The 14883-nt window shown below is 63.9% G+C and carries 12 protein-coding genes; 8 read left to right on the top strand and 4 right to left on the bottom strand.

Annotated features, from left to right (window positions below; all coding sequences use genetic code 11):
* Positions 1–31: 31 nt before the first annotated feature.
* Positions 32–3469 (bottom strand): transcription-repair coupling factor, encoded by a 3438-nt coding sequence (gene mfd / locus ACIPHN_RS16815; protein WP_400437865.1) that lies wholly within the window; start codon positions 3467–3469, stop codon positions 32–34.
* Positions 3470–3650: 181 nt separating this feature from the next.
* Between mfd and ispD the strand changes: the two genes are divergently transcribed.
* The 3 genes from ispD (at position 3651) to ACIPHN_RS16830 (ending at position 5411) form a co-directional block, all read left to right on the top strand.
* Entirely contained in the window at positions 3651–4394 is a 744-nt protein-coding gene (gene ispD, locus ACIPHN_RS16820; protein ID WP_400437866.1) for a 2-C-methyl-D-erythritol 4-phosphate cytidylyltransferase, read from the top strand.
* On the top strand, positions 4391–4894 hold the full coding sequence (gene ispF, locus ACIPHN_RS16825; protein ID WP_400437867.1) for a 2-C-methyl-D-erythritol 2,4-cyclodiphosphate synthase: 504 nt from the start codon (positions 4391–4393) through the stop codon (positions 4892–4894). The genes ispD and ispF overlap by 4 nt, the downstream gene beginning before the upstream one ends.
* Positions 4895–5204: 310 nt before the next feature.
* The gene (locus tag ACIPHN_RS16830; protein WP_006464465.1) at positions 5205–5411 is read left to right on the top strand and encodes a cold-shock protein; all 207 of its coding nucleotides are present in this window, start codon (positions 5205–5207) and stop codon (positions 5409–5411) included.
* A gap of 156 nt (positions 5412–5567) precedes the next feature.
* Here the strand turns inward: ACIPHN_RS16830 and aceB are convergent, their stop codons facing one another.
* Positions 5568–7154 carry a malate synthase A gene (aceB, locus tag ACIPHN_RS16835; protein ID WP_400437868.1) on the bottom strand — a complete coding sequence of 529 codons (1587 nt, stop codon included), beginning with the start codon at positions 7152–7154 and terminating at the stop codon, positions 5568–5570.
* 241 nt (positions 7155–7395) lie between these two features.
* Here aceB and ACIPHN_RS16840 point away from each other — a divergent pair, with 241 nt between their 5' ends.
* The 4 genes from ACIPHN_RS16840 (at position 7396) to ACIPHN_RS16855 (ending at position 11317) form a co-directional block, all read left to right on the top strand.
* The gene (locus ACIPHN_RS16840) at positions 7396–8313 is read left to right on the top strand and encodes a LysR family transcriptional regulator (RefSeq protein ID WP_400437869.1); all 918 of its coding nucleotides are present in this window, start codon (positions 7396–7398) and stop codon (positions 8311–8313) included.
* Between the two features lie 74 nt (positions 8314–8387).
* Positions 8388–9200 (top strand): MipA/OmpV family protein, encoded by an 813-nt coding sequence (locus ACIPHN_RS16845; protein WP_400437870.1) that lies wholly within the window; start codon positions 8388–8390, stop codon positions 9198–9200.
* A 19-nt stretch (positions 9201–9219) separates the two neighbouring features.
* Positions 9220–9906: a response regulator transcription factor gene (locus ACIPHN_RS16850; RefSeq protein ID WP_400438006.1), complete on the top strand. Its 687-nt coding sequence runs from the start codon at positions 9220–9222 to the stop codon at positions 9904–9906.
* The gene (locus ACIPHN_RS16855) at positions 9893–11317 is read left to right on the top strand and encodes a sensor histidine kinase (RefSeq protein ID WP_400437871.1); all 1425 of its coding nucleotides are present in this window, start codon (positions 9893–9895) and stop codon (positions 11315–11317) included. Before ACIPHN_RS16850 ends, ACIPHN_RS16855 begins: the two co-directional genes overlap by 14 nt.
* Here the strand turns inward: ACIPHN_RS16855 and ACIPHN_RS16860 are convergent.
* Both ACIPHN_RS16860 and ACIPHN_RS16865 read right to left on the bottom strand, forming a co-directional pair.
* Positions 11302–12576 (bottom strand): serine hydrolase domain-containing protein, encoded by a 1275-nt coding sequence (locus ACIPHN_RS16860; protein WP_400437872.1) that lies wholly within the window; start codon positions 12574–12576, stop codon positions 11302–11304. The two genes, ACIPHN_RS16855 and ACIPHN_RS16860, sit on opposite strands and share 16 nt — an antisense overlap.
* A complete protein-coding gene (locus ACIPHN_RS16865) occupies positions 12561–12791 on the bottom strand; it encodes a hypothetical protein (RefSeq protein ID WP_400437873.1) in 231 nt (76 codons plus the stop codon). Before ACIPHN_RS16865 ends, ACIPHN_RS16860 begins: the two co-directional genes overlap by 16 nt.
* A 286-nt stretch (positions 12792–13077) precedes the next feature.
* Between ACIPHN_RS16865 and ACIPHN_RS16870 the strand changes: the two genes are divergently transcribed.
* Entirely contained in the window at positions 13078–14877 is a 1800-nt protein-coding gene (locus tag ACIPHN_RS16870) for an ATP-binding protein (RefSeq protein WP_400437874.1), read from the top strand.
* Positions 14878–14883: the final 6 nt, after the last annotated feature.

Raw genomic sequence — 14883 nt, forward strand, 5'->3', positions numbered from 1 at the left:
TGATAGCAGTTGGGCAGGCACAGGACCGGCCTCAGCCGGTCAGCGCCTTCATGGTCGTCTTGACCTGCTGCACGCGGGCAGCCAGATCGGGCATGGCCGCCGTGATGCGCAGCTTGTCCGGGCCATTGAGCTTGACCTGGCGGTTCTTCTGCACCAGCGTGATGATGCGCATGGCGTCGATGGGCGGATTGGGAACGAACTGCAGCAGGGCCGCTTCCGAGTGGGCATCGATCTTGATGATGCCCAGCGGCTTGGCGGCGATGCGCAGGCGGTGCGTCTCCACCAGCGCCTTGGCCTGGTCGGGCAGCTTGCCGAAGCGGTCGATCAGTTCTTCCTGCAGGGCATCGATGGCGTCGGGCTTCTCACAGTTGGCAAAGCGCTTGTACAGCGACAGGCGTTCATGCACGTCGCCGCAATAGTCATTGGGCAGCAGCGCCGGCACGTGCAGGTTGATCTCGGTGGTAGTCGACAGCGGCGCGGCCAGGTCGGGCTCGCGACCATCCTTCAGGGCGCGCACGGCTTCGTTCAACATGTCCGAATACATCTGGAAGCCGATCTCGTGGATCTCGCCCGACTGGTGGTCGCCCAGCACTTCGCCGGCCCCGCGGATCTCCAGGTCGTGCATGGCCAGGTAGAAGCCGCTGCCCAGCTCCTCCATCTGCTGGATCGCTTCCAGGCGGCGCTGGGCCTGCTTGGACAGGCCCTGCACATCCTGCACCAGCAGGTAGGCATAGGCCTGGTGGTGCGAACGGCCAACCCGGCCGCGCAACTGGTGCAGCTGCGCCAGGCCGAACTTGTCGGCGCGATGCATGATGATGGTGTTGGCGGTGGGCACGTCGATGCCGGTCTCGATGATGGTCGTGCACAGCAGGATATTGAAACGCTGGGCGACGAAATCGCGCATCACCTTTTCCAGGTCGCGCTCGTGCATCTGGCCATGGGCCACGGCAATACGGGCTTCCGGCAGCAATGCTTCCAGCGCGGCCTTGCGGTTGGCGATGGTCTCGACCTCGTTGTGCAGGAAGTAGACCTGGCCGCCCCGCTTCAATTCGCGCAGGCAGGCCTCGCGGATGGTGGACTCGCTCTCGGCACGCACGAAGGTCTTGATGGCCAGGCGCTTCTGCGGCGCCGTGGCGATGACGGAGAAGTCGCGCAAGCCTTCCAGCGCCATGCCCAGGGTACGCGGGATGGGGGTGGCAGTGAGCGTGAGCACGTCGACCTCGGCGCGCAGGGACTTCAGGGCTTCCTTCTGGCGCACGCCGAAACGGTGTTCCTCGTCGATGATGACCAGGCCCAGGCGCGAGAACTTCACCTCGTCGGAGAGCAGCTTGTGGGTGCCGATGACGATATCGATGGTGCCATCGCCCAGGCCCTTGATGGCTTGTGTGACTTCCTTGCCGGTGCGAAAGCGCGACAGCTCGGCGATCTTCACCGGCCAGTTGGCGAAGCGATCGGCAAAGGTGGTCGCGTGCTGTTCGGCCAGCAGCGTGGTAGGCGCCAGGATGGCGACCTGTTTGCCGCCCATCACCGCCACGAAGGCCGCGCGCAGGGCCACTTCGGTCTTGCCGAAGCCGACGTCGCCGCAGATGAGGCGGTCCATGGGCTTGCCGCCGGTCATGTCCTTGATGACGGCATTGATGGCGGCGGCCTGGTCGGCCGTCTCTTCAAAGCCGAAGCTGTCGGCAAAGGCTTCGTAGTCGTGCGCCGAATACTGGAAGGCATGGCCCTGGCGCAGTGCCCGGCGCGCATACAGGTTCAGCAGTTCGGCGGCGGTATCGCGCACCTGCTGGGCGGCCTTGCGCTTGGCTTTTTCCCACTGGCCCGAACCCAGCGCGTGCAGCGGCGCATCTTCGGGCGAGGCGCCGGAATAGCGCGAGATCACATGCAGTTGCGATACCGGCACGTAGAGCTTGGTTTCCTTGGCGTATTCCAGGTGCAGGAACTCGGTCTCGCCCTCGCCCAGGTCCATGCTGATGAGGCCCATGTAGCGGCCAATGCCGTGGCTGCTGTGGACCACCGGGTCGCCGATCTTCAGCTCCGAGAGATCGCGCACCATGAATTCGACATCGGTGGTGGCCTGCTGCTTGCGGCTGCCGGCGCGGCGGCCGCTGCCGGCATACAGCTCGGTTTCGGTCAGCAGTGCCAGCCCGGCGGCGGTGATGAAGCCGGCCTGCAGCGGCGCCACGCCCAGCATCAGGGGCTCGTCGCTGGCCAGGAAGGCTTCCCAGTCCTCGCACAGCACCGGATGCAGGTCGTATTCGGCGAAGTATTGCTGCAGGGTCTCGCGGCGGCCATTGGACTCGGCGCAGATCAGCACGCGCTCGGCCCCCTTCAGGAGGAAGCTGCGCAGGTTCACCAGCGGATCGTCGGCACGGCGATTGACGGCGATGTTGGGCAGCGGCGCCGACACCGCCGAGGGCGCATCGTCGGTCTTGAGCACCCAGCGCGCGTGCGGTTTGAGCAGGGTGAAGAAATCCTCGTCATCCAGGTAGATGGCCTTGGGCTCCAGCACCGGGCGTTCGCGGTCGGCGTTGAGGAAGGTCCAGCGCGAGCGGGTATCGCTCCAGAAGCGCTTGATGGACTGCTCGATATCGCCCACGGTGGCAAACATGGCGTCGGCCGGCAGGTACTGGAACAGGGTGGCGGTTTCTTCGAAGAACAGTGGCAGGTAATACTCGATACCAGCCGAGGCGATACCATTGCCGATGTCCTTGTAGATGGCCGAGCGCGACGGATCGCCCTCGAACACCTCGCGCCAGCGGTTGCGGAAGGCCAGGCGCGCCGCATCGTCCATGGGGAACTCGCGCCCCGGCAGCAGCCGCACCTCGCGCACCGGATAGAGCGAGCGCTGGGTATCGGCATCGAAGGTGCGGATGGTCTCGATGGTGTCGCCAAACAGGTCCAGCCGGTAGGGCAATACCGAACCCATGGGGAAGATATCGATCAGGCCGCCGCGCACCGAATACTCGCCCGGCGACATCACCTGCCCCACGTGGGTATAGCCGGCCAGCGTCAGTTGCGACTTCAGCTTGCCCTCGTCGAGCTTTTCACCCTGCTTGAAGAAGAAGGTATAGGCCGCCAGGAATTGCGGCGGCGCCATGCGCAGCAAGGCGGTCGTGGCCGGCACGATCAGCAGGTCGCACTGGCCGGACTGCACCTCGTACAGGGTGGCCAGGCGCTCCGAGACCAGATCCTGGTGCGGCGAGAAGGCGTCATACGGCAAGGTTTCCCAGTCCGGCAGCAGGTGGCAGCGCAGGCGCTCGCCCTCCTTGGGCTGGAACCAGGGGATCTCGGCCAGCAGCCGCTGGGCGTCGGTGGCACCGGCCACGATCACCGCCAGCATGCGGCCCTCGGCCTTCAGGGCCAACGCCGCCTGGGCCAGCAGATAGGCATCGGCCGAGCCGTGCACGGCCGGCGGCAGGAAGCGTACGCCCGGTTTGGGAAGGGATTTTTTCAGATCGAAAGACATCAGGATCGGCGGACTCGACAGGATCGGCAGCAACACCCGGCGCGGCCCGTTGCGGGCGCACAGCCGCAAAATGCCGGCCGCTTGCAAGGGATTGGCATTAAAATTCAGCCTCTCATTATAAACGATGGCCCCGTCCCGGACCGCCTCCCGGCGCTCTGCCATGCGGGCCTGAGCGCAAGGCATGAATCCACCGGTACCTCCCGCCCTCCCCGGCGCCCCCTCCCGCCACTACGCCCTGATCCCGGCCGCCGGCGTGGGCGCCCGCATGGGGACCCACATCCCCAAGCAATACATGCCCCTGGCCGGCAAACCCATGCTGCATCATGCACTGGAGACCTTTGCCGGCCATCCCCGCATCGCCCATACCTTCATCGTGGTCAGCCCCGAGGATGGCTGGATCGATGAACTGCTCACCCCGGCCCTGCTGCAGCGGGCCAGCATCCTGCGCGTGGGCGGGCCGACCCGACAGGACAGCGTCTTCAATGGCCTCAACGCCATCGCCGGGCACGCCGATGCCGCCGACTGGGTGCTGGTGCATGACGCCGCCCGGCCCGGACTGGACGCCGGCCTGATCGATCGCCTGCTCGATGCCCTGACCAACGACGCCGTCGGCGGCCTGCTGGCCCTGCCGGTGGTCGACACCCTCAAACGCGCCGATGACGACGGCCGCTCGCTGGAGACGGTCCCCCGCGCCGGCCTGTGGGCCGCGCAGACGCCGCAGATGTTCCGCTACGCCCTGCTGCTGCAGGCGCTGCAGCAGGCGCAGGAGCAAGGCCGCCTGGGCGCCATCACCGACGACGCCAGCGCCATCGAAATGCTGGGCCTGCGCCCGCGCCTGGTCGAGGGCAGCCCCCGCAATCTCAAGGTCACCCTGGCGCAGGACGCCGCGCTGGCCGAATTCTTCCTGAAAGGTCAACACCCATGAGCCACCCCATCCCCTTCCGCATCGGCCAGGGTTACGACTGCCACGCCCTGGTTGAGGGCCGCCCGCTGATCCTGGGCGGCGTCGAGATCCCGCACAAGAAGGGCCTGCTCGGCCATTCCGACGCCGATGCCCTGCTGCATGCCATCACCGATGCCCTCTTTGGCGCCGCCGCCCTGGGTGATATTGGCCGCCACTTCCCCGATACCGATCCGCAATTCAAGGGTGCCGATTCGCGCGTGCTGCTGCGTGAGGCCGGCAAGCGCCTCCAGGCGGCCGGCTACCGGGTCGGCAACGTGGATGCCACCATCATCGCCCAGGCCCCCAAGATGGCCCCCCATATCCCGTCCATGGTCGCCCATGTCGCAAATGATCTGGAAATTTCTCGTGATCAAGTGAACATCAAGGCGAAAACCAACGAAAAAATGGGCTATTTGGGCCGCGAGGAAGGCATTGCCGCCGAGGCTGTCGTGCTGATCTACCGCACAGATGAAGAAAATTAACGCGCAGGAAGCTCTCTGAGGTGTTTGTGTAGGACAATGCCGGACACGCCAGGAGCCGCACCAGACAAGGGATTGACGATCATTGGGCGCACCATTTCCCGGCACCAAGCGAAATCTAAAGCACCGGAAAAAGCCATTGAATATTTAAATTGAAGTTTCGTGCCGAAAATAGCTTGCATTCTCAATTTAATGAGTATAATCGTTGCGTCGTTAGGATTCGAGCTGGTAGTGCGGTCTTCGCTGTCATTCCTCCCGAGTAACGATAAAGAGCCGGGTTCAAGCCCCAATCAATTAAATTTAGGAGTCCGTAATGGCAACTGGTACCGTCAAGTGGTTCAACGATGCAAAGGGTTTTGGTTTCATCACTCCCGATGAAGGCGGCGAAGATCTGTTCGCACACTTCTCCGCTATTCAATCGAATGGCTTCAAGTCCCTGAAGGAAAACCAACGCGTTTCCTTCGAAGTGACCACCGGCCCGAAGGGCAAGCAAGCTTCGAACATCGTTCCTGCTGCTTAAGCTTCTCAAGCTGAAAAAAAATCCCCGATTCGTCGGGGATTTTTTTTGCCTGCGATTTTCTTGCCGTTCTTGCCGAGGTCATGCCCCGGGTGAAAAAAACATCCCCGCCCTCTTGCGAGAGGCGGGGATGTTCACGTCAGGCCAACGTCAGCCTGATCAGATCTCTTCGTACAGCGGCAGCGTCAGGAACTCGGCGAACTGCTCGGAGGTGGACATCTCCTCGAAGATCTTGGCGGCGCGGTCATAGGTCGGGCCGTCACCGGCGACCTGCTTCACCTTGGCCAGCTCTTCCGGGATCATCGCACGGACCATGTCGGCCGTGACCTTGCGGCCATCTTCCAGGTTGCCCTTGGCGCTGCGGATCCACTGCCACACCTGCGCGCGGCTGATCTCGGCGGTGGCCGCATCTTCCATCAGGTTGTGGATGGGCACGCAACCGTTGCCGGCCAGCCAGGCACCCAGGTAGTGGATGCCGACGTTGATGTTGTAGCGCAGGCCAGCTTCGGTGATCGGGGTTTCCGGCTGGAAGTTCAGCAGGTCGGCCGCCTTCACGTCCACGTCCGGACGCTGCTTCTCGAACTGGTTGGGCTTGTCGCCCAGCACGTCCACGAATTCCTTCATGGAGGCCTCGACCAGGCCCGGGTGAGCCACCCAGCCGCCGTCGTAGCCGTCGGTGGCATCACGACGCTTGTCGTTAATGATGCCCTGCATGGCGATGGCGTTCTTTTCCGGATCGTTCTTGATCGGGATCAGCGCGCTCATGCCGCCGATGGCCGGGGCACCGCGCTTGTGGCAGGTCTTCAGCAGCAGCAGCGCATAGGCGCGCATGAACGGCGCGGTCATGGTGACCTTGGCGCGGTCGGCCAGGCAGAAGTCCTTATCGTTCTTGAACTTCTTGATGCAGGAGAAGATGTAGTCCCAACGGCCGGCGTTCAGGCCGGCGCTGTGCTCGCGCAGTTCGTACAGGATTTCTTCCATCTCGAAGGCCGCGGTGATGGTCTCGATCAGCACGGTGGCCTTGATGGTGCCTTGCGGCAGGCCGATTTCGTTCTGCGCCATCACGAAGATGTCATTCCACAGACGGGCTTCCAGGTGCGACTCCATCTTGGGCAGGTAGAAGTACGGACCGGCGCCACGGGCCAGCTGTTCCTTGGCATTGTGGAACAGGAACAGGGCGAAGTCGAAGATACCGCCGGAGATGCGCTTGCCATCCAGGGTGACGTGCTTTTCATCCAGGTGCCAGCCGCGCGGGCGCACCACCAGGGTGGCGATCTTGTCATTGAGCTTGTAGCTCTTGCCGTTGGATTCCAGCGAAATGGTGCGACGGATCGCGTCGGACAGGTTGATCTGGCCGCTGATCTGGTTATCCCATACCGGGGAGTTGGAATCCTCGAAGTCGGTCATGTAGCTGTCGGCGCCCGAGTTGAAGGCGTTGATGACCATCTTGCGCTCGACCGGGCCGGTGATTTCGACGCGGCGGCACTTCAGTGCTTCCGGGATCGGGGCAATCTTCCAGTCGCCGGTACGCACCGACTCGGTTTCCTTCAGAAAATCGGGACGCTCACCGGCATCCAGGCGCTTGACGCGCTCCACGCGGGCGGCCAGCAGCTCCTGGCGACGACCTTCGAAGGCGCGCGAGAGCTTGGCGACCAGCGACAGGGCCTCGAAGGTCAGGACGTTTTCGTAACCCGGCTTGATCTCGCCGGAGATTTCCATGCCGGTAGGCAGCTTCAGTTGCGTCATGCTGGACTCCTCAAAAAGAAAAGATGGACTGATTGATCTTGTTTTCATGATTGTGCCTGAGACGCGTGCACTTTTTGCATCGCATCACACACTTTATGTACGCAGTATATTTAAACAAAATCCATATGAGTCTAACGTTTTATCAATTTATCTTTGCGTTTTAGTCACAAGTGAAGAGATAATCACGGACCCGGCCGCGCCAGTCCCAGCGCGGCTTTGCAGTGGATTCGAGGAGGCCGTCATGGACCAGTTCAAGCAGATTTCCACCTTCGCCGAGGTGGTGGCGCGCGGCAGCCTGTCGGCCGCGGCCCGCGCCGAGGGCATTGCCCCGGCCATGATAGGACGCCGTCTCGACGCCCTGGAAGAGCGTCTGGGCGTGAAGTTGCTGCAGAGAACCACGCGCAAGATCATGCTCACCAACGAAGGCGCGGCCTTCCTGGAAGACTGCCAGCGCATCCTGGCCGACCTGGAAGATGCCGAATCGGCGGTCTCCGAGCGCAGCGCCCGCGCCAGTGGCGAACTGCTGATCTCGGCCCCGGCCGGCTTCGGCCGCCAACACGTGGCGCCGCTGGTGCCCTCCTTCCTGGCCGAGCACCGCGACGTCACCCTGACCCTGAACCTGAACGACCGCATCGCCGACGTCATCGGCGAAGGCATCGACGTGGCCATCCGCATCGCCACCCTGACCGACTCCAACCTGGTGAGCATCAAGCTGGCCGAGAACCACCGCGTCATCGTCGCTGCCCCCTCCTACCTGCGCCGCCACGGCACCCCGCAAGTCCCCGACGACCTGGTGCGCCACAACTGCCTGACCATGAGCAGCGAAGGCAGCCAGCGCGGCTGGACGCTCAAGCAATCGGGCAAGGTCAGCGTCTACAAGGTGGGCGGCAACATGGTCTGCAACGACGGCGAGGTACTGCACAACTGGGCCTTGTCCGGACGCGGCCTGGCCTGGCGCTCGATGTGGGAGGTGGGCGCAGCCATCGAAGCCGGTGAACTGGTCACGGTGCTGGACAAGTTCGCCGCGCCGGCTCCGTCGATCTATGCCGTGTTCGCCCAGCGCCGGCACCTGCCGCTGCGTATCCGGGCCTTTGTGGATTTCTTGCGGCATGCCTATGCGCAGGCCGATTACTGGAAGAAGACCTCCCCCATCCGGTAAAGGCAGGTAAGGATGCGGTAAGACTTGCTGCGCGATGATGCCTGCGTTTCGATCCCCCCACCATGGAGTCACGCATGCCACATTACGCCGTCCACCGTCCCCGCCTGTCCTTCATCCCACCGCTGGCCTGTGCCGCCCTGCTGTGGCTGCCGCTGGCGGCCTACGCACAGCAGACCCAGCAGACCCAACAGGCAGACCCGCAAGAGGATCCCGCCCAGGGCCAGTGGGCACTGGGCGCCGGTGCCAGCGTGGAGCAAAGCCCCTATGCCGGCTACGGCAATCGCAGCCGTGCCCTGCCCCTGCTTATGTACAATGGCCCCAGGTTCCGGCTGGTGGGGACAACGGCCGACCTCAAGCTGGGAGCCGCCGGCCCGGTCGGTTTTGCCCTGCGCGCGCAATATGCCGACGAGGGCTATGACGGCAGCGATGCACGCATCCTCAATGGCATGGACAAGCGCAAGAGCAGCTTCTGGCTGGGTGGCGTGGCGCTGTGGCGCAATCCCTACGCCGACCTGTCGCTGGAGTGGCTGGCCGACGCCTCCGGCAACAGCCGCGGGCAAACCCTGAAGCTGCGCGCCGAACACCGCTTCAATACCGGTCGCCTCACGCTGACGCCCTATCTGGGAGTGAACTGGATGAACAGCAACTACGTGGACTACTACTTCGGCGTACGCCAGAACGAAGTCACCGCCCAGCGCGCCTTCTACCAGGGCAGCTCCACCGCCAACCTGGTCGGCGGCCTGCGTACCGACCTGCGCATGACCGAGTCGCAGTCGCTCTTCATGGACCTGCGCCTGACCCGCTACGGCAGCGGCATCACCGACAGCCCGCTGGTGGACCGCAACCATGCAGCCGCCGTACGGGCCGGCTACCTGTATCGCTTCTGACTGGATGACACCTTTGATGATGAACCGCATCGCCCTGCTGGAAGACCATGAACGCATGGCCGCGCTGGTCAGCCGGGCGCTGGCGGGCGCCGGCATCGAGACCGATGTCTACGGCACCCTGTCCCAGGCCGCCATCGGCCTGGAACAGATCCGCTACCCGGCGCTGGTGCTGGACCGCAACCTGCCCGACGGCGATGGCCTGCAGCTGGTGCGGCAGTTGCGCGCGCGCCGCATCGATACGCCCTGCCTGATGTTGACCGCCCGCGATGCCCTGCATGACCGCATCGATGGCCTGGAAGCCGGGGCCGACGACTACCTGCCCAAGCCCTTCTCGATGGAGGAACTGGTGGCCCGGGTACGCGCCCTGATGCGGCGCGCCCCGCAGCAGCAAAGCCTGGCCCCGCGACATGGCGACCTGTGCATCGATCCGGTGGAAAGCCGCCTGTCCTGCTGCGAGGAATCGATCTCGCTGTCGCCGGCCGAATTGCAATTGATGCTGGTGCTGGTCCGCGCCGCCGGGGCCACGGCGCGCCGCACCGCGCTGGAGGCCGCCGCCTGGGGCATCGGCGAACCGGTCACGCCCAATGCACTGGATGTGGCGCTGCATCGCCTGCGCCGCAAGCTCACCGGCATCGATTCACGCCTGCAGATCGTCAATCAGCGCGGCCTCGGCTACGCCCTCAAGGATGCCCATGAACCAGGCTGACGCCCCCGCCACCCGCGCCAGATCGCTGTGCAACCGCAGCCTGTCGCTGCACCTGCAGGCCTTCACCGCCCTGATCCTGGTCCTGGTCAGCGCCATCGTCATCGGCGGGATGGCACTGGTACTGCGCTGGGGACCGGACCTGCTGACCGACCTCTCGCTGAAGCACAATGCCAGCACCGTGATCGAAGGCCTGCGCTTCGACGCGGCCGGCAGCCCGGTCAAGCTCAAGACCAACGACAAGGAAGCCGCCGCCTATGACATCCTCAAGGAGGACAGCGTCTACCGCGTGCTTGATGCCCAGGGCCGGGTGCTGCTGGCCTCCGATGGCGCCACCCTGCCCTACGCCTTGCCCGGCGAAGGCTTTGCGACCGGGCGCGAACGCCTGACCCTCACCACCGGCGAGCGCACCCTGCAAGTGCTCACGCGCCGCTTCGAACATGCCGGCCAGCCCTTCTACGTGCAGGTCATGCGCAGCGAGCGCTTGCTGCAGATCGTGCTGGACGACAAGAGCCAGCGCCTGACCTCGCTCATCATCATCGGCACCATTGTCGGCACCCTGCTCTTTTCACTGGTGGTGGCGGTGAGCCTGCACTACCTGCTCAAGCCCTTGCGCCGCGCCGCCACTGCCGCGGCCACCATCGATATCGACAACCTGTCGGAACGCCTGTCCCTGCAAGGCGTACCGAGCGAACTCACGCCCCTGTTCCATTCGGTCAACCTGGCGCTGGACCGGCTGGAACAAGGCTACCGGCAGCAACGCGATTTCCTCGCCACCGCCGCCCACGAACTCAAGACCCCGCTGGCCCTGATGCGCGGCCAAGTCGAGCTGGGGGAAGCCGGCGACCGCGCCACGCTGCTGCAGGACATCGACCGCATGGCTCGGCAGGTGCAGCAACTGCTGACCCTGGCCGAAGCCAGCGAACGCCACAACTATGCCATGCAGGAGACGCTGCCCCATGCGGCACTGGCGCAGGCCGGTGCGCAACTGGAACGGCTGGCGCGCCAGCGCGAGGTGCAATTGCAGCTACCCGATACCGACGCGCCCCATGCCACGCCCATCCATGCCGATGCCGGCGCCCTGGGCGTGCTGTGCAAGAACCTGCTGGAAAATGCCCTGCACCACAGCCCGCCGGGCAGGGTCGTGATCGCCGAGGCAGACCACCAGAAACTCTCGGTGCGTGACCAGGGGCCGGGCATTCCCGCCGACGCCATGCCGCACCTGTTTGAACGTTTCTGGCGTGGCCCGCATAGGCGCGACGAAGGGGCTGGCCTGGGCCTGGCCATCTGCGCCGAGATCGCCCGGGCGCACGGATGGACCCTGCGTGCCGCCAACGGGCAGCAGGGCGCCATCTTCGAAGTCGATTTCAGTCCGGCAAGCCGTGCCGGCGCGCCGCTTCACCAGTTGCCGTAGGTCGCCACCACGCCGCGCCACAGGGCATCGCGCTCCTGGCCCAGGTGGGCGCCGCTGGCATCGCCGGCGGCATCCTGGCCCACGGCGGTATGCACCATCACCAGTTTCAGCTCGGGATCAACGAAGATCGCCTGGCCATAGATGCCCAGCAGGACAAAGCGCCGATGGCTACCCGGCATCAACCAGACCTGATAGCCATAGCCGTAGTAGGTGTTGCCATGGCTGGCCTGCATGGTACCGGGCCGGAAGGCCGGCGGCTGGCGCGTGGCTTCGGTCATGTCCAGCAGGTGTTCGCGGCTGATGATCTGTTGTCCATTGATCTGGCCGTCGTTGGCCAGCAGCATGCCCAGCCGCGCATAGTCATGGACCGTGGCATTGAAGCCGCCCTGGGCCACCGCCTGCTGGTCCACCGGATTGAGCAGCCATGAGGCTGCCGCCTCCGCCCCCATGGGCTGCCAGATCTGGTCACCGATCCAGCTGCACAGGTCCTGCCCGGTCGCCGCGCCCAGGACCAGGCCCAAGGCCGAACTCTGCGCACCGCTGTAGTTGAAGCGTTCGCCTTCCGGCGCGGCCCGCTCTTGCACGTTTTTCACGGCTGCCAGCGTGCCCTGCCGGTGCATGATCCGATTGAAGACGACCCGGTCATCATTGCTGCTGTAGTCTTCCACGAAGCGCGCCCCCGAGGCCATACGCAACAGGTTCACCAGGCGCGTGCCGCCATACAGCGAACCCTTGAGTTCGGGTACGTAGTCCTCGGCGCGGTCCTCCAGCGAACGGATCTTGCCGGCTTCCAGCGCCTTGAGGATGCCCAGCGCCAGCACCGTCTTGCCCATGGAATTGGACAGCATGCGCATCTCGGCGCTGCGGCCGTAGTTGAACCGTTCGGCCACGATACGACCATCCCTGACCACCACCACGGCCGTGGCGCGCTGGTGCTGCATGTAGTCGTCCAGCGTGAAAGCGCCATTGCCGAAGCGATAGTGGATCGTGGTCTGCGGCTCGGCCTTGGGCAAGGCCAGCACCTGCGTCGATGGCGCCTGGGTGCAGGACGGCGCGATGCGGTCCATGGCGCTGAAGGAACCCACCAGATAGGTGGGCTGGTAGGCCTGCTTCAGATTGGCGCCCACCGGATAACCGGCATCCCGGCCCAGCCGCTGCTCGTCGGGTGCGGCGATGGCCACACTGCCGAACTGGCTGGCCAGCGCCAGCAACGCCAGCAACATCGGCGGGCGCCGCCATCCACTCATGCGGGCAGGCATGGGCACTCAGCGAAGTCGTTCAGGGCTGCTCGGTGTGACGTCGAACAGGGTGTCATCTGCTTCTGGCTCGCGGTGGCATACCTGGTCGAGGCGGCCACGTCCTCGCCGAAGAAGGCCACCAGCAAATTGGCCCGACTCTTGGCGATGGAGTGGCGGATGCCGATGCAGCGCTCGCTGCACCAGCTGACGATGTTCATGTTGTCGAAGATAGACATGCGTGTTCTGTTCCTATCAAGACACCGGAAAACGCGCGCAGCGTAGCCGATGAAAACAAGCACTTTCCACTATGACGCGACAGGTCGTGCAAGGTCCCTGTCGCCCCCCTCGGGAGCACCACATTCAGCTCCCCAAAACCCGCTCCCAGTTCCTGCACACAAGACTTTTCCCACTCTATTTTAGGACGTTTCTCATATTCAAAAAGACAATTATCGAGTCTCATAGTGGCTATTCCGACAACAGATTTCTGCGCACGATATTCCACCTCAACATTGACACGACGATATGTTTTTTTCGCGAGAACACAGCCTGGGGCTGATCGAATTTCAGGACGGCCTACAGGTCCGGGCCAGCTCCTCTTACGAGCGGCTGCACCGCGCCGGCATCGTGCCGGGGCTATTCCTCGCCATCGTCGCGCCTGAGTGGATCAGCGATGGGGCACAGGAATTCATTCTGGTGCGCTTCCTGAAAGTCACGGCACAACGCGACAGCAAGGCCTGCGAACTGCACTGCCGCATCATGGGTAGTTGCCGTATCGACCAGCGTACCGGGCAACTGTCCTACTATGCCGGACTACCCGCCTATGCTGCGCTCATGCTGCTGCCCTCCTGCGCATGCCACGCGCTGCCCGAGGGCATCATGCGTTCCCTGCTGGCGCTGTCCGGCGACGCCGGCGAGACCTTCGAACTGGGTCATGTGCGCTGGGGCGAACATCACGGCAAGGATGCGCACACGGTCCCGGTGACCATGAGCGTCAATGAAGTGGTGGGCAAGCGTACCGCCATGTTCGGCAAGACCAGGCTTGGCAAATCCAACGTGGTCAAGCTGCTCATGCAGGGCGTGCTCAATGCGACCCGCCGCAGCGGCCACGTCGGTCAGCTGGTGTTCGACGTCAATGGCGAATACGCCAACGACAATCCCCAGGATGGCAACTTCTCCATCGCCTCGGCCTATCCCGAGCGCGTGCTGGTGTATTTCCTCTCGACCCAGCCACGCGGTGACGGTGAGTTCCTGCGCTATAACTTCTTTGATATCCCGGAACGTGCCCTGACGATCTTTTCCGAGTTGCTCACGCCATCGGTGCTGGAGATTCCCGAGGTGCGCAACTTCCTGATGATCCGTTTCCCGGCGCTGTCGGCGCTGAAAACCGGGCGCTCCGACGACAGTGCCGTGGCATTCCGCAAGCTATGCCTGTACTGGACGCTGCTGCAGGAGGCCGGCTTTGAGCCCGGAGAGACCGTCTGCGCCGAGATCGCTGCACGCGGGCTGACCAATGCGGGCATCACCCTGGCGCTGCGCATGGCGGCCTGGCAGACGATCAAATCGAAGGTGCCGCCGCCGATGCCCACCAGCTTCACCGAGATGGCCGAGGAAATCCGCGTACTCTCGGCCTTCGCACTCAAATATGCGAACGACCCCAACCTGCGCGTCGGTCGTACCGAACTGTTTGACGAAGAAGACCGCGTGGTGCAGGAACTACTCTGCCAGGTCAATGGCGTGGGCCCCTACTTCCTGCGCGAATGCCTTCAGTTCCACTCGGCCAACGCCAGCGATTTCCTGCATGACACCCTGCGCGCCATCGATACCGGCAAGACCGTGATCATCGACCTCGGCGCAGCCAATGAACGCATCGTGCGCTACTTCTCGCGCATCATCTCCACGGCCGTGTTCCAGCAGCAGGAGCACAAATTCATCACCAACACCCTGGCCGGACGCTTCGTCCAGATCTACTTCGAAGAAGCGCACATGATCTTCCCGGTCGATGCGGCCGGCAAGAACACCACCGACATCTACGCGCGCTTTGCGAAAGAAGGTGCCAAGTTCGGCATCGGCATCGTCTATTCCACCCAGTCGCCCACCTCGGTCAGCTATTCCCTGCTGACGCAGACCGAGAACTTCTTCATCGGCCATCTCTCCAGCGACATCGACGTCGATGCGCTGGCCTCGGTGCAGAGTCTGTTTGGCGCCGTCAAGGACGACATCCTGCAATTCCGCCTGCCCGGCTTCATGCGGGTACTGAGCTATTCACGTCGCTTCGTCTTGCCCATCCAGGCGAAGCGTTTTGACCCACGAGAAAGGAGATAGTCCCGC

Source organism: Herbaspirillum sp. NPDC087042 (genome assembly GCF_044745245.1).
Taxonomy (GTDB): domain Bacteria; phylum Pseudomonadota; class Gammaproteobacteria; order Burkholderiales; family Burkholderiaceae_D; genus Herbaspirillum.

Bases quoted from the DNA above. Each gene is read 5' to 3' on its own strand.
- ACIPHN_RS16860 (WP_400437872.1), bottom strand. From the start codon at position 12,576: ATGCCTGCCCGCATGAGTGGATGGCGGCGCCCGCCGATGTTGCTGGCG.
- ACIPHN_RS16845 (WP_400437870.1), top strand. From the start codon at position 8,388: ATGCCACATTACGCCGTCCACCGTCCCCGCCTGTCCTTCATCCCACCG.
- ispD (WP_400437866.1), top strand. From the start codon at position 3,651: ATGAATCCACCGGTACCTCCCGCCCTCCCCGGCGCCCCCTCCCGCCAC.
- ACIPHN_RS16840 (WP_400437869.1), top strand. From the start codon at position 7,396: ATGGACCAGTTCAAGCAGATTTCCACCTTCGCCGAGGTGGTGGCGCGC.
- mfd (WP_400437865.1), bottom strand. From the start codon at position 3,469: ATGTCTTTCGATCTGAAAAAATCCCTTCCCAAACCGGGCGTACGCTTC.
- aceB (WP_400437868.1), bottom strand. From the start codon at position 7,154: ATGACGCAACTGAAGCTGCCTACCGGCATGGAAATCTCCGGCGAGATC.
- ACIPHN_RS16855 (WP_400437871.1), top strand. From the start codon at position 9,893: ATGAACCAGGCTGACGCCCCCGCCACCCGCGCCAGATCGCTGTGCAAC.
- ispF (WP_400437867.1), top strand. From the start codon at position 4,391: ATGAGCCACCCCATCCCCTTCCGCATCGGCCAGGGTTACGACTGCCAC.
- ACIPHN_RS16865 (WP_400437873.1), bottom strand. From the start codon at position 12,791: ATGTCTATCTTCGACAACATGAACATCGTCAGCTGGTGCAGCGAGCGC.
- ACIPHN_RS16830 (WP_006464465.1), top strand. From the start codon at position 5,205: ATGGCAACTGGTACCGTCAAGTGGTTCAACGATGCAAAGGGTTTTGGT.
- ACIPHN_RS16850 (WP_400438006.1), top strand. From the start codon at position 9,220: ATGAACCGCATCGCCCTGCTGGAAGACCATGAACGCATGGCCGCGCTG.
- ACIPHN_RS16870 (WP_400437874.1), top strand. From the start codon at position 13,078: ATGTTTTTTTCGCGAGAACACAGCCTGGGGCTGATCGAATTTCAGGAC.